We start from the raw sequence: 22073 nt of genomic DNA on the forward strand, positions 1-22073 counted from the left end.
GGCCTTTTTGCTTGACGCGGCGGGCATGTTTCGTCTTGTGACTGCATGGTTCACGACGACGAAAGCCTGATGCAGGCCGCTTTGGACGAGGCGCAATCCGCTGCCCGGTCCGGCGAAGTGCCGATTGGCGCTTTAATCTTCGATCCGTCAAGTAAAACCATTGTTTCAGTCGCAAGAAATTCGCCGATTAGCCTTAATGACCCGTCGGCGCACGCCGAAATACTGGCCATGCGCGCGGCAGGCGCGGCCCTCGGCAACTATCGCCTCACCGATCTTTGGCTCTATGTCACACTGGAACCGTGCGCCATGTGCGCCGGCGCCATCAGCCACGCCCGCATCGGCCGTGTCATCTACGGCGCGCCCGATCCAAAAGGCGGCGCGATCGACCATGGCCCGCGCTTCTTTGCGCAACCGACGTGCCACTGGCGGCCGGACGTGACCGCGGGCCTGCTTGCCGAACAGAGTGGGACTATGCTCAAAGAGTTCTTCCGGGCGAAACGCAAAGGGAATGCAGAGAGGAGCGCATGATCCAGGCTGGCTTCAAACTCGACCTTGGTCCACTCAATGGCTTTGTCCACGAAGTCGCCACCTATGCGGACGCCCTATGGCATCTGGTGACCAAGAAGCCGGAGATGCTGGCGAACGTCGGCTGGGCCGCGGCGCTTATGGCGGTCACCATGGTCCTGTCGAGCCTGATCGGCGACGCCGTCAAGCGCGTGTCGCGCCGGCTGGTCCATCGCGACGCCGACCGCACCCTGCCGGAATTCTTCTCCCAGGTCGTGCGCTGGCTGGTCCTCCTGATCGGCCTTGTCGCCGTGCTCAACCGTCTGGGTGTCCAGACCGCGTCATTGATCACGGTCCTGGGCGCGGCCTCCCTGGCCATCGGCCTGGCGCTGCAGGGCACGCTCAGCAATGTCGCCGCCGGCCTGATGCTGCTGTTCACCAAGCCCTATCGCATTGGCGATTCCGTCAAGATGGGCGAGGTAACCGGCAAGGTTCATCGCCTGGGCCTGTTCTCGACCGAGATCGACAATGTCGACAATGTCCGTGTCTACGTGCCCAACACCAAGGTGTTCTCGAACGAGATCACCAATCTGACCACCAACGGCGCTTCCCGGGTCGAACTGCGCGTCGAGGTTGGCTACGATACGGACCTCGACGCCGCCGTGGCGCTTCTGACCGAGGTGGCGAAGGCCCAGGCCGACCACCTTCCGGCGCACGAAGTATCGGTGCATCTGCACGAATTCGCTGCATCGGGCGTCATCGTGCGCATGTGGATATGGACACTGCCGGCCAATGCACTAAAGGCCAAAACGCACTGGATCATTGCGGTCAAGAAGGCCCTGGACACTGCCGGGATCGAAATCCCCTATCCGCACCAGGTGGCGATCGAGCGCAGCGCTTGAATTTGGGTTATGAAGAACGCCGCGCCTCGTTACCGGGGCGCGGCGTTTCATGTACGCGGGCGTGAGGCTCAGAACTTATAGCCGACGCCGAAGGAGACGACCGGATAGGTCTTGAAGTCCTTCAGTTCATCTTCAAGGTCCCGGCGCTCGATTTCCAGCGCCTGCTGGTAGATCGGGTCGCTGGCCAGGGTGCCGTTCGAAGTCAGGGAAACCTGGGGCGATCCCTGGAAATAGGCGCCGGCTTCCAGGCTGAAACCGACTTTACCCGCAGCCCAGCGCCAGCCAAGGCCCAGATACGGCGCGGTGTCCTTGAAATCGGCTCTTGCGGTCAGGATGCCGATCTGCTCCGGCGTAAACGGAATGCCGCCAATGTCGGTTTGCTGCGCCGGATCGGCGGTCGCCTTGATCTCGTTATTGTTCTTGTAAATGCCGGCCGTAACGAAGAACGGGCTATTTTCGGTAAAGCGGAAGTCGACCAGACCGCCGAACGAACCCAGTTCCAGTTCGCCATTGTACTGGATGTTGTCGGATTCGAAATCGTCGTCGTAATTGTAGTTGTTGACGACGGCGCGGCCGGAAATGTGCGGCGTGAACTTGTGAGCATACTCCAGCCCGAGGCCGAGCGTGCTGGCACGCGCGCCGACATATTCCGGTTCGGCATGGGCGCTTAAGGGAAGAAGGATGGCGAGGCTTGTGGCGGTAAGCAGAGCAATGCGCATGGGTCGGTCTCCAAGTTTGCAGGAGCCTATGCGTAATTGCGGGTAGTGAAACAAATGGAACCACGGGTAGAAAAAGTCAGCCCGGCATAAAGATAAACAGTTAAACGCCGCGCTTAAAAAACAGAAGCAGCGGCGTCGCCACTCCGAAGTTTCATCTGGTTCTTGTGAACCGTCTCGACGATCCTGAAGAAGAGCGCCATGCTGATCAATATCAGGCTATAGCCGACGGCTTCCATCGCCAGGTCGAACATCACTCCGCTTTCGGCGGCGAACTTCGTCGTCCGCTCCGCGATCCGCGTCACAATGCCGCCGACAACGTGCGCCGCCCACCAGTAACCCAAAAGACGCGTCGTCTCGGCGTCTTCCGCGACATCCAGGCTGATGTTCCAGATCTTTTCCATATACTGGTAAGGTTTGAACAGCAGGGCTATGGGCACGAAATACCAGCCGACCGCCCACCCGGGCGACAGTTCGACGTTTGGCTGCAACGCCGCCGCATTGCGCGCCGCGCCGTAAATCCAGAAGAGACTGGTTATACCCGCCGCGATCCAGGCAATGATCAAATACAGGCTGACCAGCGCGGCGACGGTTCCCAGGACGCTCAGCTCTTCCGCGTCAAAATCCACCCGTTCGCCGGTGACCATTTGCATGACAAGACATACGACATAGGCCAGCATTCCCGGCATGGCCAGACCGATCAAGACCTTAGTCGCCTTGGTCAGCCCCTTCAAAGGCTTGAAAACATGGTCGCTCAAATTCCCCCCTTAGCCGCCCTTATAACCCCTTGCGGCCGATATCGTAGAACCGTTCCGATCGCTGGGCGACCAGTTGCTCGGGCGTGAGGAAGCTGAGCGCTTTCAACTCTTCCTCCAGCACGTCACCAAGCGTCTCGATCATCTTTTCGCGGTCGGAATGGGCGCCGCCGGCGGGTTCTTCGACCACGCGGTCGACAATGCCCATCTTGAGCAGGTCGGGCGCGGTGATCTTCATGCGATCGGCGGCATCCTTGGCCCGGCCGCCGTCCTTCCACAGGATCGAGGCGGCGCCTTCCGGCGAGATGACGCTATAGATCGAATGCTCCAGGATCAGCACGCGGTTGGCGGCCGCCAGGGCGATGGCCCCGCCGGAGCCACCCTCGCCCGTCACCGTCGCGATAAACGGCGACTTGAGCATCAGGCCCTTTTCGGTCGAGCGTGCAATGGCTTCGGCCTGACCGCGCTCTTCGGCGCCGATGCCGGGATAGGCGCCGGCCGTGTCGACAAAGGTCAGGACCGGCAGGCCGAACTGCTCGGCCATCTCCATCAGGCGCACCGCCTTGCGGTAACCTTCCGGGCGGGCCATGCCGAAATTATGCTTCAGGCGGCTATTGGTGTCGTGGCCCTTTTCGTGACCCATGACCACCACCGACTGACCACGGAACCTGCCGAGACCGCCGACAATCGCCTGGTCGTCACCGAACTTGCGGTCACCGCGCAACTCGACAAAGTCTTCGATCAGACCGTTGATATAGTCGACCAGGTGCGGGCGTTCCGGATGGCGCGCCACCATGGTTTTCTGCCACGGCTCCAGCTTGGCATAGACATCCTTGCGCAGGCGCTGGCTCCGGTCGCGCAGCGCCTGGATTTCCTCATCGAGGTTGGTCCCGCTGGCCGAAAGCGTCGACAATTCATCGATCTTGGCTTCCAGGTCGGCGATAGGACGCTCGAATTCGAGATAGTGACGCATCTAAATGGGCTCTCGGCTGCCGGAAAGTTCGCAAAACTAAGGGAAATGGCGTGTAACAGCAAGCGCGTGAGAAGGCAAAGCGGTTTTTGGGCGGTTTTTCGCGTCTAGGTTAACGCGCCTTTGCAAGGGGATGATGCGTTTCCACGACTTCGCGCAGGCGTTCGCTGGCTACGTGGGTATAGATCTGAGTCGTCGAAATGTCGGCGTGACCTAGCAGGGTCTGAACGACGCGCAGGTCCGCCCCGCCTTCCAGCAGGTGGGTCGCGAAGGCATGGCGTAGGACGTGCGGCGATACGCGCGCCGGATCGATTCCCGCATTCATCGCCGCTTCGTCGAGCAGTTGCCCGACCCGGCGGCGCGTCAGGTGACCGTCGGCGCCCCGCGAGGCGAACAGGAAGGGATTGGCTTGGTCCTTCGATTGCAAAAACGCGCCGCGAATGTCGAGATAGGCCTTGATCGCTTCGCGCGCCGACGGGTTGAGCGGCACCAGCCGCTCAACGCCGCCCTTGCCCTTGATGATCAGGAAGGCCGGATCCCGCGCCACAGCATCGAGTTTGAGCGAGACCAGTTCCGAAATCCGCATGCCCGACGCGTAGGCCATTTCGATCAGGCAGCGCAGACGTATCGCCTGGGTGATGTCCTTGACGCCGGCGGCCTCGATCAGCGCCTCGATCTCTTCGCGGCTGATGATCTTGGGCAGTTTCAAGCCCTTGCGCGCCGCGGCGATCTTGCGGCTTGGATCAGCAGTACAGAGATTTTCCGATACACAGAAACGATAGAACTGGCGCACGGCCGAGCGCTTGCGCTGCATGGAACTCGACGCCAGGCCGCGCTCATCCAGTGTGGCGAAATAGCGCGCGATATCGGCCTCGCTTAAAGCCAGCAGGCCAGCAGGCGCAACGTTCAGTGTCTCGGCGAGATCGCCTAGGTCGCGGCCATAGGCGTCCAGCGTCGGCCGGGCGGCATTGCGCTCGACCGCCATCATCTGCAGGAACTGGTTCACCGGATCGAAGGCGGGGCGCGACATAACGGGTCTCAAAAGGAAATTCGTCCGAACTCTGGCAAAGCCCCCCTAATATCGTGTAAAAGCCGCCGTTATGACTGTTCATCCTTTTGGCCAGGACATGGCAACCCAGCCATGACCGTGCCCGCAAACCCTGCCGAGGCTGCTCCGCGCCCGCAATTCACCCTGCCCCGCACCGTGGCGCTCGTCGGATTGATGGGCGTCGGCAAGACGACCATCGGCCGCCGCCTGGCCGATCATTTTGGTTTGCCCTTCGTCGATGCCGACGAGGAGATCGAGAAAGCCGCGGGCCAGAGCATCGCCGACATCTTCGCCCACTACGGCGAGGCCGGTTTCCGTGACGGCGAACAGAAGGTCATCGCCCGGCTGCTTGACGCGCCGGTCCAGATTCTGGCAACGGGCGGCGGCGCCCTGACCAATGCCCTGACGCGCGAGCGTCTGAAAGAAAAAGCTATCACCGTCTGGTTGAAAACCGACCTGCGCGTCCTGGCGCGGCGCGTCGCCAACAAACCGCATCGGCCGCTGCTGAAGAACCGGGATCCGATGGATGTCCTGAAGGACCACGTCGAGAAGCGCTATCCCCTCTACGAAATGGCCGACGTCGTCGTCGACACCGGCGACAATTCCCACGGCCGGGCCACCGAGATGGTCCTCGACGCGCTGTTCGCGCACGTCAATGGAGACAAGAGATGACGGAGATACGGCGCATCGCGGTCGATGGCCAGGGCTTCAAGCCGTACGAAGTCATTGTCGGCCAGGGCCTTTTGAACGAAGCCGAAAAGTGGATCGGCCCGTTCCTGACCAACAAACGCGCCGTGCTGGTGACCGACAGTCATGTCGATCCGCTGCACGCCGACGCGCTGCTTAAGCAATTCGAAGCCGCCGGCCACGCGACGCACAAGATCGTCATCCCGGCCGGCGAACAGTCGAAATCGTTCGACGGACTGAAATACCTCCTCGAGCAGATGCTGGAGATCGGCCTCGACCGCAAGGACGTGGTCCTGGCCCTCGGCGGCGGCGTGATCGGCGACCTGGCGGGCTTCGCCAGCGCGGTCTATATGCGCGGCATCGACTTCATCCAACTGCCGACGACCGTCCTGGCGCAGGTCGATTCCTCGGTTGGCGGCAAGACCGCCATCGACCACGAAAAGGGCAAGAACCTGATCGGCGCCTTCTGGCAGCCGCGCCTGGTCCTGTGCGATCTCGATATCCTCAAGACCCTGCCCGAACGCGAAATCCGCTGCGGCTATGCCGAAATCATCAAGTACGGCCTGCTAGGCGACCCCGCCTTCTTCGACTGGCTTGAAGCTAACGGCCAGGACGTCATTTCACTCCAACCGGAAGCATTGCTGAAAGCAATTTCCAGAAGTGTGGAAATGAAAGCCGAGATCGTCGCGGCCGACGAACGCGAAGGCGGCAAGCGCGCCCTGCTCAATCTCGGCCATACATTCGGCCATGCGCTCGAGGCCGAGGTCGGCTTCGGTGACCAGCTGCTGCACGGCGAAGCCGTCGCCGTCGGCATGGCCCAGGCCTTCCGCTACAGCGAGATGATCGGCGAATGTTCGGACGCCGACCGCGAACGCGCCGTCGCGGCCATCGCGCATGTCGGCCTGCCGACCAGCATGGCAGAGGTCCGCAATGAACCGTTCGAGGCCAGCCAGCTGATCAAGCACATGGGCACCGACAAGAAGGCCGAAGGCGGCAACCTGACCTTCGTCCTGGTCAAGGGCATCGGCGAAGCCTATGTCGCCAAGAAGGTCCCGCGCGACTCGATCTGCAACTTCCTGATTCTCGACGGCGCCGAGATGACCGAGGACCAGCCATGCTGATCGCCACCCTGCTCGTCCTGGCGCCTTCGCTGATCGGACTGCTCTTCGTCTCGGCCCTGTTCTCGGCCGGCGAAACCTCGCTGACCGCCGCCTCACGCGGCCGCATGCACCAACTCGAGCGCGATGGCGACAAGGCCGCCAAGCGGGTGAACGTCCTGCTGTCCGACCAGGAAAAGATGATCGGCGCCATCCTGCTGGCCAACAATGTCCTGAATATCGGCGCGTCAGCCCTGACGACCAGCGTGCTGGGCAGCCTGTTCCCGGGCGCGCTTGGCGTGGCCGTGTCGACGGCCGTCATGACGCTGCTGATCCTCGTCTTCGGCGAAGTCCTGCCCAAGACCCTGGCCATCCTGAAGCCCGACGACGTGGCGCGCGGCATGTCGCGCCTGGTCATGTGGACCGTCTATGTCTTTGGCCCGGTCGTCCAGGCCGTTCAATGGTTCGTGCGCGGCACGCTGCGCCTTTTCGGCGTCAGGATGTCGATGGAGGTCGACGTGCTGGCGGCGCACGAGGAGATACGCGGCGCCGTCGAATATCATCACGACGAAGGCGCGGTCGAAAGCCAGGACCGCAACATGTTCCGTGGCGTGCTCGACCTGCAGGAACTCGATGTCAGCCAGATCATGGTCCACCGCAAGCAGATCGACATGATCGACGCCGATCTTCCCGTTTCCGAAATTGTGGAAACGGCGCTGGGCTACAGCCATACCCGCATCCCGCTCTATCGCGGCAACGCCGAAAACATCATCGGTGTCCTGCATGCCCGTGACCTGATGGTCGCCATGGCGCGCGTCGGCGGCGACGCCAACAGGCTCGACATCGCCGCCATCACGCGCGAGCCGTGGTTCATTCCGGATACGACCAACCTCAAGGACCAGCTCGCGGCCTTCCTGCGCCAGAAGATGCACTTCGCCCTGGTTGTCGATGAATACGGCGCGCTGCAAGGGCTGGTGACGCTCGAAGACATTCTCGAAGAAATCGTCGGCGAGATCGATGACGAACACGACGCGGTCTTCACCGCCATCCGCAAGCAGTCGGACGGCTCGATCCACGTCGATGGCGACATGCCGATCCGCGACCTCAACCGCGCCATGGACTGGGACCTGCCCGACGACAACGCCGTGACGGTGGCGGGACTGGTTATCCACGAAGCCCGCACCATCCCCGAGCCCGGCCAGACATTCATCTTCTACGACCGCAAGTTTCAGATCATGCGCAAGCTGCGCAACCAGATCACGGCGCTGAAGATCACGCCGGTCCCCCGATCGGACGATTAGAGCGATATGCCCAAAAGTGTACAGCGGTTTTTGGCTAAATATCGCGATAAAACAAAAACCTAGAGCATGATGGCGGTTCGACTTAAACGCATCATGCTCTGGAGCGCAACACGTCCAAACCGAACGCTTGGTCCTAATACCGCCCCCTTCCGTCATTTGCTCCGCAAATGCCACCTTCCCCGTAAACGGGGAAGGAATTTACTGTCCATACATCTTGCTTTTCCTTCCCCGTTTACGGGGAAGGTGGCATCAAGCCCGCGAGGGCGAAGATGACGGAAGGGGGATTACCAGCATCAGCCGATACAAGAAAAGCCCCGGCTCTTGTGAACCGGAGCTTTTCTGTTTCTTGAGGCAGGCGGATTACTCCGCCGGCTTGGTCTCCGGCTGGTCCTTGCCCTGAGCGCGGAAGAGCGGGGCAAACAACTTGATGAAGAAGTTCGATACCTTGTCAATCAAGACATAGACGACCGGCACATAGAGCAGCGACAGCAGGGTCGAAGTGATCAGGCCGCCGATCACGGCGACGGCCATCGGCTGGCGGAAGCTGTCGATGCCGACCGCGACCGGGATCATGCCCGCGCCCATGGCGACCGTCGTCATGATGATCGGCCGCGCCCGCTTGCGGGACGCTTCGATCAGCGCGTCCTCACGCTTCATGCCGCCCTTGATCGCGACCATGGCGTATTCCACCAGCAGGATCGAGTTCTTGGCGGCGATGCCGACCAGCATGATCAGGCCGATGAAGGCCGGCATGGACATGCTCATACCGCACAGGATCAGGCCGATGAAGGCGCCGCCGAAGCTGAGCGGCAGGGCGAGGATGATGGTCAGCGGGTGGCTGAACGAACCGAACAGCAAAACCAGGACGACGTACATCAGACCGATGCCGGTCAGAATGGCGACGACGAAGTTCTTACCCATGTCGGCGAAGTCTTCGACGTTCGGATTGACCTGGACGCGGACGCCCGGATACTTCGCTGCCGAAGGATTCTTCATGCCGGCACGGATATCCTTCATGACCTGCGTCCCCTCGACCGCCTTGTCGGCGAGACCAGTCGGCACGCCGTTGAGGTCGGCCTTGACGGTGGCCGAACGCACGCGGTCGAGACGGTTGATCTGGATCGGACCGGCGCCGAAGCGGATATCGGCGACCGCGCTCAGCGGCACCGAGGTGCCGGCGCGCGTCGGCACCATCATGGTCGACAGGTTGGTGACCTCGGCGCGGGCGTCGGATTTGAGCATGACGCGGATCGGGATCTGGCGGTCGCCTTCGTTGTACTTGGCCAGGATCTGATCGATATCGCCCATGGTCGCGACGCGCGCGGCCGAAGAGATGTCGGCGGTCGACACACCCAGCAAGGCCGCCTGTTCAGGCTTGGGCGTAATGACGATTTCCGGCCGCGTCAGGTTGTCTTCGGAAGACACGTTGGTCAGTTCCGGCAGACCGGCCATCTCCTGCTGGAGGCGCACGGCCGCGTGCGTCAGGCTCTGGGCGTTTTCTGACACCAGGATGTAGGCCACGCCGGTGCCGCCGCCGCCTTCGGCGCCGAAGCTGGCGTGCACACCCGGATAGCTGTCGAGCGACTTGGAGAAGGCCTGCTCGAACTCCGACTGGCTGAGGTCACGTTTGTCCTGTGGCACCAGGTTGGCGATGATGGTCGCCTTCTCCATTTCCATAGTGACGAACGTGCTGGTGACTTCATCGCGCTTTTGGAGATCGGCGCTGATCCGCTTCACGGCATCATCGGTTTCCTGTAGGGTCGAGCCCGGCGGCAGCGCCACATTCATTACCGACATCGATACATCGCCGGCGGGGATGTTGTCGCTGGGGATCATGACCAGCATGGCAATCGAGCCGGCGAAAAAGCCAAAGCTGAGCAGAACCACAACCACCTTGTGGCGCAGCGACCAGCGCAGGGTCTTCAGGTAACCGTCCATCCAGAACGGCTTGTCTTCCTTGTGCTTGTTGCCGTGGTCACGCAGCAGATAGGCGCCCATGAGCGGGGTCAGGGTCCGGGCCACGACCAGCGAGAAGAAAACACTCACACAACACGCGATGGCGAAGCTCTTGAAGAACTGGCCGACAATGCCCGGCATGAAGCCCGTCGGCGCGAACACGGCGATGAGGGTCGCGGTCGTCGCCACCACCGCCAGGCCGATTTCGTCGGCGGCTTCGATGGCGGCCTGATAGGGCGGCTTGCCTTCGCGGATGTGGCGGACGATGTTTTCGATTTCCACGATGGCGTCGTCGACCAGGATACCGACGGTCAGGGCCAGGGCCAGCAGGGTCACGACGTTGAACGACTGGTTGGTCATCCACATGACGAAAAAGGTCGGCAGCAGCGACATCGGCATGGCCATGGCGGACACGAAGGTCGCCCGCCAGTCGCGCAGGAACAGCCACACGACGAACACGGCCAGAAGCGCGCCGATGATCAGCGCCTCCATCGACGAGTGGAAGCTGAGATTGACCTCATCGACCGAAGACGCCACCTGCTCGATGCGCAGGTTCTTGTTTTCGTCCTTAAGCTTGGCGATGACTTCGCGGACCTGCTTGGCGACGTGCGCTTCGGAGGTGCCACGCGTACGCTGGATGTCGAAGCCGACGACCTCCTCGCCATTATAGCGGGCGCGGGCGCGCGGCTCGGACCACGAGTCGACCACCGAACCCAGGTCGCCGAGGCGGACGCTGGAGCCATTCGGCAGGGCGATGCGACGCTCCGACAGTTCAGCGACGCTGTTGGCGCCGCCGACGGTGCGGATGTTTTGTTCGGTCGTGCCGACATTGAAGCGGCCGCCCGGCATGTTGACGTTTTCGGAGCGCAGCTGGTTCGAAATCGCCGCGGCGGTCACGCCCTGAGCCGCCAGCTTGGCCGGATCCAGTTCGATGCGGATTTCGCGATTGACCCCGCCCTTGCGGTTCAGCTGCGACACGCCCTTGACGGCTAGGACGCGCTTGGCGACGTCGTTGTCGACATACCAGCTCAGCTGCTCCGGGGTCATGTTGTCGGCGCGAATGACGTAGGTCAGAAGCGCCTGGCCCTGGGCATTCTCGACGCGCGACACGATCGGGTCCTGGACGTCGGCGGGCAGGTTCCCGCGCACGCCGGCCACGGCGTTACGGACGTCATTCGTCGCTTTTTCAAGGTCTACGTCGAGCTGGAAGGTAACGACGGTCGTCGATGCGCCTTCATTGACATAGGACTGGCTGTGACGCACCCCGCCGAGGCCCGCGACCGAGTCCTCGACGATCCGCGTGACCTGGTTTTCCAGTTCGGTCGGGGCCGCGCCGGACCGGATCACGGTGACGACGACCATGGGGAAGTCGACGTCCGGCCAGTTGTTGACGCGCATCGAGTTGAAGCCCATCCACCCGGCGACGGTCATCACCAGGAAGAAGACGATGGTCGGGATCGGGTTGCGGATCGACCAGGACGATATCTGGAAGCCGCCGGTGGACGCCTTTGCGGCGCGTTCGTAATGGTCGCCTTGTGTCGACATGACCTTAGGCTCCCGTAGCGCCGCGTGCCGGCGCCGAAGCGGCCTGAAGCTTGACCTTGTCGCCATCATTCAGGAAGCCTGCGCCCGTGGTGACGATGCGATCGCCAGACTGAAGGCCTTCGCGGACGATGACGTTCTTGCCGGACTGTCCGCCCAGGGTCACCTTGCGGCGGTGGGCCTTGCCGTCGGCGCCGACAACGAAGACGCCCGGTGTATTTTCCGAATAGACGATGGCCACCTGCGGCACGGTCGTCACACTTTGCGAGCCGACACTGACCTGGCCGGAGGCGAACATGCCCGGACGCAGGCCGGAGGACCACGGCACCGAGATCCGGGCGTAACCCAGACGCGTCGCCGGATCGACCATCGGCGTGACGATGCGGACGGTGCCGGTGACGGTGCCAGTCGTGGCGGTCGTCACGCTGGCGGGCATGCCGGCCTTGACCATGCTGAGTTCGCTTTCGACGACTTCCATGTTCAGTTCGATGCGGCCATCGCGCACGATGCGGAACAGCTCTGCGCCGGGCTGAATGACCTGGCCCAGCACGGCCTTGCGCGAAGAGATCACGCCGGCGACCGGTGCACGCACTGTGGCCAGCGACAATTGGGTCTGGGCAGTCGCCAGCGCGGCCGCGGTCGTTTCCTGATTGGCAAAGGCCTGGTCCAGCGCCGCCGCCGACAGATATTGCTTGTCGTGGAGTTCCTTGGCGCGGGCATAGGCTTTTTCCGCCTGGACGGCCGAAGCCTTGGCCTGGCGGACCTGGGCCTGAAGCAGCACGTCGTTCATTTTCAGCAAGGGCTGGCCCTTGGCCACGCTCTGGCCTTCATCGACCAGCAGGGCGACGGCCGTCAGGCCGCCGGTTTCGGCGCCGATCGGCACTTCCTGCCAGGCGCTGATGGTCCCCGATCCACTCACGGTGACGGGGGCCGTATCCTGACCGGCCGTGACATAGTTCACGAGCGTGGCATTGGCCGGCGTCGTCGCCTTGGCCTTGGCCTCATCCTTGTGCTCGCATCCGGTCAACGCACCGGCCAGCACAACGCAAAGACCGACCGCCACCAGCGGGCCCTTGCCCTTCGTCAACCCCATGAACATACCAATCGATCCCAGTTTTTTCGTTATCCATCCGGCATGGTGCATTTGCGAACGGCCCGCGGCCGCCGGAAACGCCCATGAAAACGCGCCGCACGCCCCAGGCGTGTGGCCTACCCCTAATCCAACAAGGTGCGCATATTGCACCGCAAGACTTAACTTGCCACTAAACTCGCCTCACGGGAAGTGCGGCAGACCGCCGTTATGAAAATATTTCCTGCGAAGTCGCAGGAAATATGTCACACGTTCAGGCACATATCTGTCAGCAGGCTTGCACGAAACAGGCGGCCGATATGATGCCGGCCACCTGTTCGCCGTTTACTTCACGGCCTTGAACGCAGCCCTGACCTCGGCGCCCTTCGCATCCTTCAAGACGCTGCAGTTGCGCATATTTTCCAGCATCCGGTTGAACGCAAGCTCGCCCCGGCCGGCGGCCCGGACCTTGGGACGCATGATGCGCTCGATCTCCTCGGCCTTTTCCACCGAACAGTAGGTGCCCGGCAGGGACGCCACGCGGCCGGCGGCGAAGATGCCCGTGCGCGCCGAGAAGACTTCGTAATTGGTCTTCAGCCACTCATAGGCCTGGTCTCGCGTCTTGCCGTTGCCGAACAGCCCGCCCATCAGGACCAGCTTGTCGGGCGTGCGCAGGCGCGCGTCGTCCAGCACGCCGCCCAGCAGCCAGTCGGCAGTTTCCTTGGTGGCGCCCGACGTCACGGCCCCCAGGGCACGGGCGCGGAACAGCTCGTCCTTGGTCGTCAGCACGCGCTCCAGCATGTCCTTGGCCGCGGGCAGGCCTCCGTCCTCCACGTGCACCGCCAGGGCGCGCACGGTAAAAGCGTTGTCGATCGCCGTCTTGTCGCCAGCCAGATAAGCGGCGGCCGCCGTCTTGAGCGTCTTGCGCACGGCAGGATCATGGGCGTCATCGGCCACCAGCTTGACCAGGGACTGACGCAGCTTTTGCGTGTCCGGGCTGTCGGCCTTATGCGCGCCGGCCTTAGGATCGAAGCCAAGCGCAGTCAGGCGCGGCGCATAGATGCCGGCCATGACACGGCGATAGTCGGTCAGGTCAGTCTCGGCCAGGAAGCCGCGATCGACGAAGTAGCTCATGCGGTCGCCGCCATCAACGGCGACGTTGGAGTCCGGATTGTCGGCCAGGCTGCGCGCGGCCGTGATCAGGTGGCCGGCATCGATCCGCCCGGCGCTGAACTGCGCCCACAGGCTGTCGGTGGCGGCAATCCCCTCGCCCGCCGGCAGCTTAGCGCCGGTCGCGATGAGCGCATCCCAGTCTGCGGGCGTCAGGTTGAAGCGGTAATAGCCGGTGCCGCCGGCATTGGGCACAAAGGCGCCCTTGCCCGGCATGGTGATTTCCTGCCTCGTCTTGTCGAGCAGGGTACAGTTCCGCGCCTCGCCCTGACGGATGCACAACGGCACGATCCAGGTCTGGGCGTCGAGCGTGGTACCCAGCTTGGCGTAGCGCGACTGGGTGGCGATGACCTTGCCGCCGTCGTGACGGAAGTCAATGACCGGCACGCCCTGCTGGCCGATGAAGCTCTTCATCGCCGCCAGGACGCGCGGCTCCTTGGCGGCGTCGGCCAGGGCGCCGAAGAACTCCTCGGTCGTCGCATTGCCGTGCGGGTGACGCGACATGTGCAGGCGGACGCCGTCGCGGAAGGTATTATCGCCCAGATAGGCGGCGACCATGGCGACGACGTGGCCGCCCTTGCCGTAGGTAATCGTGTCGAAGGCCGAATCGATGTCGCTGTTGGTTTTGATCGGCTGGTGGATCGGGCGGCCGACCTTCAAAGCGTCGGTGTTCATCGCCACAAAGCCCTCGTTGGTGGCGCCGATGCCGATGTTCAACTCCGGCCGCCATTCGTCGCCGATGCGGTAGCCCATCCAGTTGGCGAAGCTCTCATTGAGCCAGATATCGTCCCACCAGGCGGGCGTGACGTAGTCGCCGAACCACTGGTGCGCCAGTTCGTGGGCGACAACCATGCCGAAGGTCTGCTTCTGTGTCGTCGAGGCGTTCGCGTCCAGCAGCAGGATATTGTCGCCATAGATATCGGCGCCTGCGTTTTCCATGGCGCCCGGCATGACCGGCGACGCGATCTGGTCGAGCTTGGGATAGGGGAAACCCATGTTGAAATAGGCTTCCAGGTGCCGGATGATCGGCTTGGTTTCCTCCAGCGCGTAAGCCAGGCGGTCCTTGCCGGGCTGGGTCGCCAGGATGCGGATGGGCAGTGGGTGCGAACGCTGCGGCGTCGGCGGAATAGTGCTCTCCGCGACGGCGAAGGGACCGACGACAAACGCCATCAGATAGGTCGGCAGCGGCTCGGTCGCCTTGAAGGTATGCTTCACCATGTCGCCCACCTTAACGCTGCCGGTTTCGGGCGCATTGGATACCGCGACGGCGTCCGCCTTTGTGGTCAGGCTGACGGTGAAAGGCGTCTTGAAGCCGGGCTCGTCGAACGACGGGAAGACGGCGCGGGCGTCGATCGACTGCAGTTGCGACCAGGCGTACCACTGGTCCGCGACCTTGATGCGGTAAAGCCCGGCGGGACCGTCGCCAAAGGCTGCGTCATAATCGAATTTCAGCGTCACCTTGCCGGCCTTGAGCGGCGTGGCGAAGGTCACGCGCGCCACGCCCAGCGGCTCCAATTGCTGCCAGGCGACGGCGATCTCCTTGCCGTCCTGGACCGCCACGGCTTTCGTGACGTTCAGGTCGCGGCCGTGCATGTGGAGCGCGGCCGAAGCCGTCTTCAGGTCGACGTCGATCTCGGTATGGCCGGAGAAGCGTTCCGTGTCCGGATTGACCGTCAGGTCGACGCGATAGCCTTTTGGCATGGCCGTATCGGGCAGCTTGCCGAGCGGAATATCGGCGGGCAATGCTTGCGCCGCCGGTGCAGCGGGGGACGCGGGCGTATCGGCAAGCGCCACCCCCGAAAGAACAAAAACGGCGGCAGTGGCAAGCAGGAACGAACGCATGAAAACATCCTGGAAACGGAAAAATTCCGTCAGGCGTAGCACAGGCGTTTTATGAACAATAATTAACAAACGGAAAGGTTTCATTTTTGACGACCTTTCCGCATCGCCATCACTCTTGAACACAGGGTTAATTCCCCCTACCCTGTTCCTCGGGGTGCGTCACGGATCAGGAGCTCAATAATGAGATGGGATTTGGGCCGCTCAAGCGGCGTGCAGGACCGCCGCGGTATGGGCGCGGGCGCGATCGCCGGCGGTGGCGGCATTGTTACGGTCGTTGTGGCCTTGATCGGTTATTTTGTCTTCGGCATAGACCCACGCACCTTCCTGGAAACGGCGCCGACGCAGCAGGTCGCCGGCAGCGGCGCGGTTCAGGCCTCGGCTTGCCCCGAAGGCGATACGGCCTGTCAATTCGCCGATGTTATCCATACCTCGACCATCGACACGTGGACGCCGTTGTTCCAGGCGCGCAACCAGACCTACCGCCCGTCGCAGATCGCGCTTTATACAGGCGGAACCCAGACAGGCTGCGGCATGGGGCAGTCGGCCATGGGGCCGTTCTATTGCCCGGCGGATGACACCATCTATATCGACCTGAACTTCATCAACACGCTTGAGAAAGACCTGGGCGCCGGCGGGGATTTCGCCATGGCCTACGTCATCGCCCACGAAGCCGGCCACCACGTCCAGAACGTGCTGGGCATCAGCGAAAAGGTCCAGGCCGCGCAGCAACGCCTCAGCGAGCGCGAGGGCAATGTCCTGTCGGTGCGGCTCGAGCTTCAGGCCGACTGCTATGCCGGCGTCTGGGCCAAGCAGTCGAACACCAAGCTGAACTGGCTGGAGGCAGGCGATGTCGAAGAAGGCCTGCGGGCCGCGGCCGCGGTCGGTGACGACACCCTGCAGAAGCGCGGTCAGGGCATGGTGGTGCCGGACAGCTTCACGCACGGCAGCTCCGCCGACCGCATGAAGTGGTTCAGGACGGGTTACGATACCGGCAATCCCTCGGCCTGCGACACGTTCGGCTAAGTCTCTCCCTCCTAGGCGAAACGTGGGGGACCGCACAACCTAGAGCGATATGCCAAAAAGTGTGCAGCGGTTTTTGGCTAAATATCGCGATAAAACAAAAACCTAGAGCATGATAGCGGTTCGATTTAAACGCATCATGCTCTAGCGTGAGCGAAGGCGATGCGGTGGAGGGGTGTTTGGCCTCGAGATACCCCTCCGTCATTTGCTAGCGCAAATGCCACCTCCCCGCTACGCGGTAGGGAGGTGGGAGCGTAATGGTATCCAGCGAGCTAGGACTCCGGCAGCGCCGCGTTGAGCGATACGCCGCTGTCGCGCAGCGCGTCCGCGGCCGATTTGGCGACGTGGGCAGCGGCCTTGGGCGACATCAGCGCGGCCGTCTTCATGCTGGCGTGGGTGACGCCGGCCAGGCGCGCGACGGCCATCTGGCGGTAATTGTCGAAACCCTGAACCATGCAGGCGCCGGCGGATGCCTTCGCGGCGGTGCTCAGCGCACCCAGATAGTCCTTCAAAGCGTCTTCGTCGCGCTTGACGCCATCGTATTCAATGCAGACGCCCGACAGGCCGCACTTGTTGAGCGTCGAAATGACCTTGCGGTCAGGGCTGACGGACCCGACCACGGTCATGCAGAACGGCTTGATCAGCGACACGATTTCCAGCACGCGGTGCGGCGGCACGCCGTCCAGCCCCCGCACTTCGAACAGGACCTTCAGCCCAAGCTCGGCCGCGGCGCGCGCGACTTCGGTCGTGATCTTCTGACGCGCCCGCGCCGATGCGAAGGTCGAAAACGCCGCCGGCACGACCATCATCATCTTGCGCTGTTCGGCGGTCTTCAGCCTGAGCAGCTTCAGGCCCTGGTCGATATTGGTCAGGTCGACGTGCTCGCGCAGGTTCCAGTCGAGATTGGCCAACGCCTTGCGGTCCAGCAGGGTGTTGTCGATATTCTCCATCACCATGGCTTCGAGACGATGGCCGATCATGACCATCTTCTTCATCTCGAACAGGGGTTCGACGGCGCTGGCGACCTTGAGGTTGCGGCCGCCATAGCTCACGGTCGCCGCGACGATGACGGGACGATTGGCGGCCTGCGCCTGGGCGCCGTTGCCGCCGGTGGTATCGCCGCCCGCTTCGGAATTGAACTGGCCGTTGCGCGTCTTGAGCGGTCCCTGGTCGACCTCGCCCGGTCCAAACCAGGTGTTGAGGTCGATCTTCTTCAGCAGGAAGGCGTCGACGTCCTCGACATGGACCTCGTAGATCGGCACTTCGAGCGAAGACATGTCACCGACGAAAAAGCCGCACAGGTCGCGCCAGATATCGGCCACGGCCAGGGCGCCCTTGCGCGAGCCTATGGCGGGCAACAGCGCCATCCAGGCGTCGTCATTGATCTTGATGCACCAGTTGGGCTCTTCGAACTGGCGCTCGAAGGTCGTCTTCAGGTGCGCGAATACGAATTCGGCCTTGGCATCCCACTTGGCGCCTAGGCGCACGATGAGCGTATCGAGCTTTAGCAGGAAGGCCCGGCCGGTAATATCCACCTTGGTTTCACGCAGGCGCTCGACAATGACCACCGCGTCTTCACGTACCAGCGGCAGCTTTTCAGTGCCGGACGCCAGTGCGGCCAGGTCTGCGGGAACAGCTGGATCAGTATCTGACATGCAACGCCCTTGAGGGGACTACTAACAACAGTCTGCCACCTTAGGACGGGTCAATTGAAACAAGATTAACACGCGCGTCAAAAATCTGAAAAACTGTACGCGAGAGCACACAACTCGGTTATCGCAAGACATTAAGCAAGTGTTCACCATGCCCTGTCAGATTCCATTAAAGATATTTCCGTCTGTCGGGTTCAACACGCCTTGCGCACGCACGCCCTTACCGTTCCACAGTTTGCCGCCGCTGCCGAAACGGCGCCCCAGACGCCTGGTCCCCTGACTATCGCGCGTCCGCCGGTTCATGCGCGCGATTTTCATGCCTCGCCCGGCTATGTCTGGCTGGCGCACAGCCAGGCACGACCGGTGGAACGCGTCAGCGAACCACGCCCCCCCATCCAGTCGCTGCAGGACCTGGTCGTCCAACTGTGCCAGATGCCGGTCGACCTGGCCGCCCCCCTGATCGGCGGCCAGGTGTCGTCGCTCGACACCCCTGCCCTGCTGGCCCTCATCGCCGCCACCGGTGAGCCTCATCACCTGCTGGTGGCTCGCCGCCCCGACCTCGACGCCCGCGTCCTCAAGGCCCTGATCCGCTCAAATAGCGACGCCGTGCTGGTGGCCGTGGCGGAAAACCACAGGTTGCGCTTCGATGACGATGACCAGACCACGCTGGCACGCCTGGCCAATGAGCGTCCACGCCTACGCGCCGCCCTGCTGCGTCACCCCGCCCTGTCGCGCGCCAGCCGGCGCATCGTCGCTGGCTATGGCCTGAGCGACGACAACCTGAAGCTGGTGCGAATCTTACGCGCCGGCCGGCTGGACCGTTTCCTGCTCGAAAGCGCCCGCCGGCTCGATTGCGAAGCCACGCACCTGCAGCGCGCCGTCGCAGGTCCGTCGGCGGCGCCGCTGGCGCTCCTGTGCTGCGCGCTGGGGCTCGACCGCGCCATCTTCCTCAATCTCCTGCCGCACTGGCAATCCGCGCGCCCCGGCGATGCCGATTGCAACGCCGCGCACCGGCCGCTGATCCTGTCGATCTTCAGCCTGTCCCCGGCCGAAGCCCGGCAAAAACTCCTGATCGCGGCCTGATCGCCTGCTGATTTATTTAGACTTTAAGAGATAAAGCAGGTTAGACCTTGCGTTATGTCCCTTCGTCTCGACTTCACCGCCTCCGAACGTCCCGAAGCCCAGGCCGCCTGTGCGCGGCTCAAGGCGCTCTACGGCTCGGCCGCCAAGCCGGATGTCGTCGTGGCGCTTGGCGGTGACGGCTTCTTGCTGCAGACCGTCCACCGCTACCTGCGTGAACAGATCCCGATCTTCGGCATGAACCGCGGCAGCGTCGGCTTCCTGCTCAACGACTTCTCAGAAGACGCGCTGCTCGAACGGATCCTCAAGAGCGAAAGCACCCTGATCAGTCCCCTGAGCATGACGGCGCGCGACCGCGACGGCCGCGAGCATCAGTCCCTCGCCTTCAATGAAGTCTCGATCCTGCGCCAGACCCACCAGGGCGCCAAGCTGCGCATCTTCATCGACGGCACGGTCCGGCTAGATGAACTGATCTGCGACGGCGCCATGGTCGCCACGCCCGCCGGATCGACCGCCTACAACCTGTCGGCGCACGGCCCGATCATCCCCCTGACCGCCAAGGCGCTGGCACTGACGCCGATCAGCGCCTTCCGACCGAGGCGCTGGCGCGGCGCCATCCTGCCGCACACCGCCCAGGTCCGCTTCGAGGCGCTGGAGGTCGACAAGCGTCCGATCAGCGCCACCGCCGATACATTCGAAGTTCGCGACGTCGTGTCCGTCGACATCTCCGAAGCCGACAATCTCAAGGCAACCCTGCTGTTCGACGCCGGCAACGGCTATGACGAACGCGTCATGGCGGAACAGTTCGCGTCGTAACGACTTTGGTTAAGCGTTCGCGCGGCGGAATGCACAATTTTTCGCTAACTATTAGCTCTTCTTAAACCCGACCGGGTTAAGGTCGCCCGACAAGACAAGCGTCCAAAGGTCACAGTACCATGCCAATGCCGGAAAAAGCCCAGATCATCCAGGTCCCCAACACGCTGCGCGCCAAGGTTGGCGGCCGGCTGGGCGCCCTTGACGCCGAAGCCATCGCCAAGGCCGAAGCCGCCCTGGCCGACCTGTCGGAACAGTTCGACGACTGGCTGATGGATGAAATCCGCAAGCTGGAAGACGTCCAGAACCTGATCAAGACCGAGGGCTATACCGACGCGCACAGCGAACAGCTGTTCTACCGGGCGCATGACCTCAAGGGCCTTGGCACGACCTACGGCTATCCTTTCATCACCCGCGTCGCCGGTTCGCTGTGCAAGATGCTGGACGAGGACGACAAGCGCAAGCTGGCGCCGCGCAAGCTGGTCGACGCCCACCTCGACACCATCCGCGCCATCGTCCGCGACCAGATCAAGGCCGACAATCACCCGATGGGCAAGATCCTGGCCGAGACCCTGGAAGCGCGCGTCAAGGAACACCTCGACTCGATCGGCCGCAACACCTGATCCCCTTCGCTATCGACAATAAAAAAGCCGCCAGTTGTTCCGGCGGCTTTTTTATTGTCCTGTCGTCTGTCAGGCGGCCCTGCCGAGCGCGGCTTCCGGCCCCGAAGCCTGCTCAGCCGTTTGCGTGCTCCACTTGCGGCCTTTGGAATCACGGTCCAGGCGCTCATAGAGATAGATGAGGTCTTCGCGCGGCGCGAACGGCACCTGAGTCAGGAAGCGCTCGATCAGACGCTCCTGGAAGCTGATCGCATCCAGGTGACCGGCTTCGGCGTGCAGGGTGCGCCAGGTATCGACCGCGATACGGAAGGTCTGGAACAGCCGGGCCGGCATGCCGGCCCGGTCGTAGATGGCGCGTAAGCCGAGCGATCCGGCGTCGTGCACCATCAGCCAGGTGCGGTCGTGCGACACGCCCGACAGTTCGGCCAGGGCGTGTTCGAAGAAGGGCATGTGGCCGCGCGCCAGGGCGCGCAGCATCAGCGACGGCGTCAGGCGGCCATTGGCCGACAGGTGTTTTACCAGTTCCGACGGGTCACGGCTGACGCCCGAGGCGTCGGCCATGTCGAGCGTCGCCCGCTCCTGCGCCGCATTGACCAGTTCCACCGCCGTTTCCGGCTTGATGGCGTGACGCGTGACCAGGTGCTCGCGCATGGCCGCGCTGACCATGTGCACCAGGCGCTCGCTGATCGCCACCGGCAAGGTGGCGCGGTTGATCAGGACGCTGTGCAGGACTTCGGATTCGCCGAAACGGTCCACCACCTTGCCCATGCTGTTTTCGGAAAAACGGGCATTGTCGTTGGCGCAGGCGATGACGACCGCCTCTTCGACCGCGTTATCGGCCAGGGCGGCCGTCACGGTTTCCGACAGCGTCTCGCGCTTGGCGATGGCGATCTGGCGCGTGGCGCCGCCGCTGCGGATAATGTCGCTGAGGTCCTTGTCGGTGAACAGGGGCGAATGGCTGAGCAGGGGCACGGCGACACTGGCCACGTCCTGGGCCAGCGTCATGGCGACGTCGTGCGGCACCAGGTCCGAAGTGCGCAGGGTCACCGCCAGGGCGCGGCGCACCAGCTCGGCGGCGTCATGCGCCATCATGCGGATGATCTCCTGCGCCGCGGCGCGATCGCCTTCGGTCAGCTCGGCGCGCTCCATGACGCGGCAGATCTTATGCGTTGCCACGGCGCGGTCATCGGCATTCTCGCTTTTGACCAGGCGCTGGATATCGGCCTGGGACAGGGGGCTGCGGGCCGGAGCGGCGGAGCTTTGGACAGATGGCGCATTCATGAGCGAATCCTTCGGGACGAGTCCTTTTGGGGACCCCGAATTTTCGCG

At 63.0% G+C, this 22073-nt stretch carries 18 protein-coding genes; 9 read left to right on the forward strand and 9 right to left on the reverse strand.

The window, feature by feature from the left end:
* The first annotated feature begins 45 nt into the window (after window positions 1-45).
* A complete protein-coding gene (locus J2X24_RS16145; protein WP_281064969.1) occupies window positions 46-528 on the forward strand; it encodes a nucleoside deaminase in 483 nt (160 codons plus the stop codon).
* Window positions 525-1406, forward strand: a complete 882-nt coding sequence (locus tag J2X24_RS16150; protein WP_209723978.1) for a mechanosensitive ion channel family protein — start codon at window positions 525-527, stop codon at window positions 1404-1406. Before J2X24_RS16145 ends, J2X24_RS16150 begins: the two co-directional genes overlap by 4 nt.
* Before the next feature lie 68 nt (window positions 1407-1474).
* Here J2X24_RS16150 and J2X24_RS16155 read toward each other — a convergent pair whose 3' ends face one another.
* The 4 genes from J2X24_RS16155 to J2X24_RS16170 form a co-directional block, all read right to left on the reverse strand.
* The gene (locus J2X24_RS16155; RefSeq protein ID WP_209723980.1) at window positions 1475-2125 is read right to left on the reverse strand and encodes a hypothetical protein; all 651 of its coding nucleotides are present in this window, start codon (window positions 2123-2125) and stop codon (window positions 1475-1477) included.
* Between the two features lie 113 nt (window positions 2126-2238).
* Window positions 2239-2880, reverse strand: a complete 642-nt coding sequence (locus J2X24_RS16160) for a DUF4328 domain-containing protein (RefSeq protein ID WP_209723982.1) — start codon at window positions 2878-2880, stop codon at window positions 2239-2241.
* A gap of 19 nt (window positions 2881-2899) precedes the next feature.
* Complete coding sequence (locus tag J2X24_RS16165; protein ID WP_209723984.1) at window positions 2900-3850, reverse strand: acetyl-CoA carboxylase carboxyltransferase subunit alpha; 951 nt, start codon at window positions 3848-3850, stop codon at window positions 2900-2902.
* A 109-nt stretch (window positions 3851-3959) separates the two neighbouring features.
* Entirely contained in the window at window positions 3960-4877 is a 918-nt protein-coding gene (locus J2X24_RS16170; protein ID WP_209723986.1) for a site-specific tyrosine recombinase XerD, read from the reverse strand.
* A gap of 111 nt (window positions 4878-4988) precedes the next feature.
* On the opposite strand from J2X24_RS16170, the gene J2X24_RS16175 reads away from it, so the two are divergent.
* The 3 genes from J2X24_RS16175 to J2X24_RS16185 are packed head-to-tail and all read left to right on the forward strand — an operon-like array spanning window position 4989 to window position 7980.
* Complete coding sequence (locus J2X24_RS16175; protein WP_209723988.1) at window positions 4989-5567, forward strand: shikimate kinase; 579 nt, start codon at window positions 4989-4991, stop codon at window positions 5565-5567.
* The gene (gene aroB, locus J2X24_RS16180) at window positions 5564-6703 is read left to right on the forward strand and encodes a 3-dehydroquinate synthase (RefSeq protein WP_209723990.1); all 1140 of its coding nucleotides are present in this window, start codon (window positions 5564-5566) and stop codon (window positions 6701-6703) included. The genes J2X24_RS16175 and aroB overlap by 4 nt, the downstream gene beginning before the upstream one ends.
* On the forward strand, window positions 6697-7980 hold the full coding sequence (locus J2X24_RS16185; RefSeq protein ID WP_209723992.1) for an HlyC/CorC family transporter: 1284 nt from the start codon (window positions 6697-6699) through the stop codon (window positions 7978-7980). Before aroB ends, J2X24_RS16185 begins: the two co-directional genes overlap by 7 nt.
* Window positions 7981-8340: 360 nt before the next feature.
* Here J2X24_RS16185 and J2X24_RS16190 read toward each other — a convergent pair whose 3' ends face one another.
* From J2X24_RS16190 to J2X24_RS16200, 3 genes are all read right to left on the reverse strand, one after another.
* Window positions 8341-11481: an efflux RND transporter permease subunit gene (locus tag J2X24_RS16190; RefSeq protein ID WP_209723994.1), complete on the reverse strand. Its 3141-nt coding sequence runs from the start codon at window positions 11479-11481 to the stop codon at window positions 8341-8343.
* 4 nt (window positions 11482-11485) lie between these two features.
* Window positions 11486-12571, reverse strand: a complete 1086-nt coding sequence (locus J2X24_RS16195) for an efflux RND transporter periplasmic adaptor subunit (RefSeq protein ID WP_245344756.1) — start codon at window positions 12569-12571, stop codon at window positions 11486-11488.
* A gap of 321 nt (window positions 12572-12892) precedes the next feature.
* The gene (locus J2X24_RS16200) at window positions 12893-15559 is read right to left on the reverse strand and encodes a M1 family metallopeptidase (RefSeq protein ID WP_209723998.1); all 2667 of its coding nucleotides are present in this window, start codon (window positions 15557-15559) and stop codon (window positions 12893-12895) included.
* A gap of 180 nt (window positions 15560-15739) precedes the next feature.
* Here J2X24_RS16200 and ypfJ point away from each other — a divergent pair, with 180 nt between their 5' ends.
* Entirely contained in the window at window positions 15740-16582 is an 843-nt protein-coding gene (ypfJ, locus tag J2X24_RS16205; protein ID WP_209724001.1) for a KPN_02809 family neutral zinc metallopeptidase, read from the forward strand.
* 269 nt (window positions 16583-16851) lie between these two features.
* On the opposite strand, the gene J2X24_RS16210 is transcribed toward ypfJ, so the two are convergent.
* A complete protein-coding gene (locus J2X24_RS16210) occupies window positions 16852-18234 on the reverse strand; it encodes a hypothetical protein (protein WP_245344757.1) in 1383 nt (460 codons plus the stop codon).
* Between the two features lie 201 nt (window positions 18235-18435).
* On the opposite strand from J2X24_RS16210, the gene J2X24_RS16215 reads away from it, so the two are divergent.
* The 3 genes from J2X24_RS16215 (at window position 18436) to J2X24_RS16225 (ending at window position 20747) form a co-directional block, all read left to right on the forward strand.
* Window positions 18436-19314: a DUF2336 domain-containing protein gene (locus J2X24_RS16215; protein WP_209724003.1), complete on the forward strand. Its 879-nt coding sequence runs from the start codon at window positions 18436-18438 to the stop codon at window positions 19312-19314.
* 54 nt (window positions 19315-19368) lie between these two features.
* A complete protein-coding gene (locus J2X24_RS16220; RefSeq protein WP_209724005.1) occupies window positions 19369-20127 on the forward strand; it encodes an NAD kinase in 759 nt (252 codons plus the stop codon).
* A gap of 125 nt (window positions 20128-20252) precedes the next feature.
* Entirely contained in the window at window positions 20253-20747 is a 495-nt protein-coding gene (locus J2X24_RS16225; protein WP_209724007.1) for an Hpt domain-containing protein, read from the forward strand.
* A 69-nt stretch (window positions 20748-20816) separates the two neighbouring features.
* Here the strand turns inward: J2X24_RS16225 and spbR are convergent, their stop codons facing one another.
* Window positions 20817-22025 carry a SpbR family protein gene (spbR, locus tag J2X24_RS16230; RefSeq protein ID WP_209724009.1) on the reverse strand — a complete coding sequence of 403 codons (1209 nt, stop codon included), beginning with the start codon at window positions 22023-22025 and terminating at the stop codon, window positions 20817-20819.
* Window positions 22026-22073 lie beyond the last annotated feature (48 nt).

Source organism: Asticcacaulis solisilvae (assembly GCF_017875235.1).
Classification (GTDB): Bacteria; Pseudomonadota; Alphaproteobacteria; order Caulobacterales; family Caulobacteraceae; genus Asticcacaulis; species Asticcacaulis solisilvae_A.

What these genes read in the sequence shown, in the direction of transcription:
- J2X24_RS16145 (WP_281064969.1), top strand. Translation starts at nt 46, where the DNA reads ATGGTTCACGACGACGAAAGCCTGATGCAGGCCGCTTTGGACGAGGCG.
- J2X24_RS16150 (WP_209723978.1), top strand. Translation starts at nt 525, where the DNA reads ATGATCCAGGCTGGCTTCAAACTCGACCTTGGTCCACTCAATGGCTTT.
- J2X24_RS16155 (WP_209723980.1), bottom strand. Translation starts at nt 2,125, where the DNA reads ATGCGCATTGCTCTGCTTACCGCCACAAGCCTCGCCATCCTTCTTCCC.
- J2X24_RS16165 (WP_209723984.1), bottom strand. Translation starts at nt 3,850, where the DNA reads ATGCGTCACTATCTCGAATTCGAGCGTCCTATCGCCGACCTGGAAGCC.
- J2X24_RS16170 (WP_209723986.1), bottom strand. Translation starts at nt 4,877, where the DNA reads ATGTCGCGCCCCGCCTTCGATCCGGTGAACCAGTTCCTGCAGATGATG.
- J2X24_RS16175 (WP_209723988.1), top strand. Translation starts at nt 4,989, where the DNA reads ATGACCGTGCCCGCAAACCCTGCCGAGGCTGCTCCGCGCCCGCAATTC.
- aroB (WP_209723990.1), top strand. Translation starts at nt 5,564, where the DNA reads ATGACGGAGATACGGCGCATCGCGGTCGATGGCCAGGGCTTCAAGCCG.
- J2X24_RS16185 (WP_209723992.1), top strand. Translation starts at nt 6,697, where the DNA reads ATGCTGATCGCCACCCTGCTCGTCCTGGCGCCTTCGCTGATCGGACTG.
- J2X24_RS16190 (WP_209723994.1), bottom strand. Translation starts at nt 11,481, where the DNA reads ATGTCGACACAAGGCGACCATTACGAACGCGCCGCAAAGGCGTCCACC.
- J2X24_RS16195 (WP_245344756.1), bottom strand. Translation starts at nt 12,571, where the DNA reads ATGGGGTTGACGAAGGGCAAGGGCCCGCTGGTGGCGGTCGGTCTTTGC.
- J2X24_RS16200 (WP_209723998.1), bottom strand. Translation starts at nt 15,559, where the DNA reads ATGCGTTCGTTCCTGCTTGCCACTGCCGCCGTTTTTGTTCTTTCGGGG.
- ypfJ (WP_209724001.1), top strand. Translation starts at nt 15,740, where the DNA reads ATGAGATGGGATTTGGGCCGCTCAAGCGGCGTGCAGGACCGCCGCGGT.
- J2X24_RS16210 (WP_245344757.1), bottom strand. Translation starts at nt 18,234, where the DNA reads ATGTCAGATACTGATCCAGCTGTTCCCGCAGACCTGGCCGCACTGGCG.
- J2X24_RS16220 (WP_209724005.1), top strand. Translation starts at nt 19,369, where the DNA reads ATGTCCCTTCGTCTCGACTTCACCGCCTCCGAACGTCCCGAAGCCCAG.
- J2X24_RS16225 (WP_209724007.1), top strand. Translation starts at nt 20,253, where the DNA reads ATGCCGGAAAAAGCCCAGATCATCCAGGTCCCCAACACGCTGCGCGCC.
- spbR (WP_209724009.1), bottom strand. Translation starts at nt 22,025, where the DNA reads ATGAATGCGCCATCTGTCCAAAGCTCCGCCGCTCCGGCCCGCAGCCCC.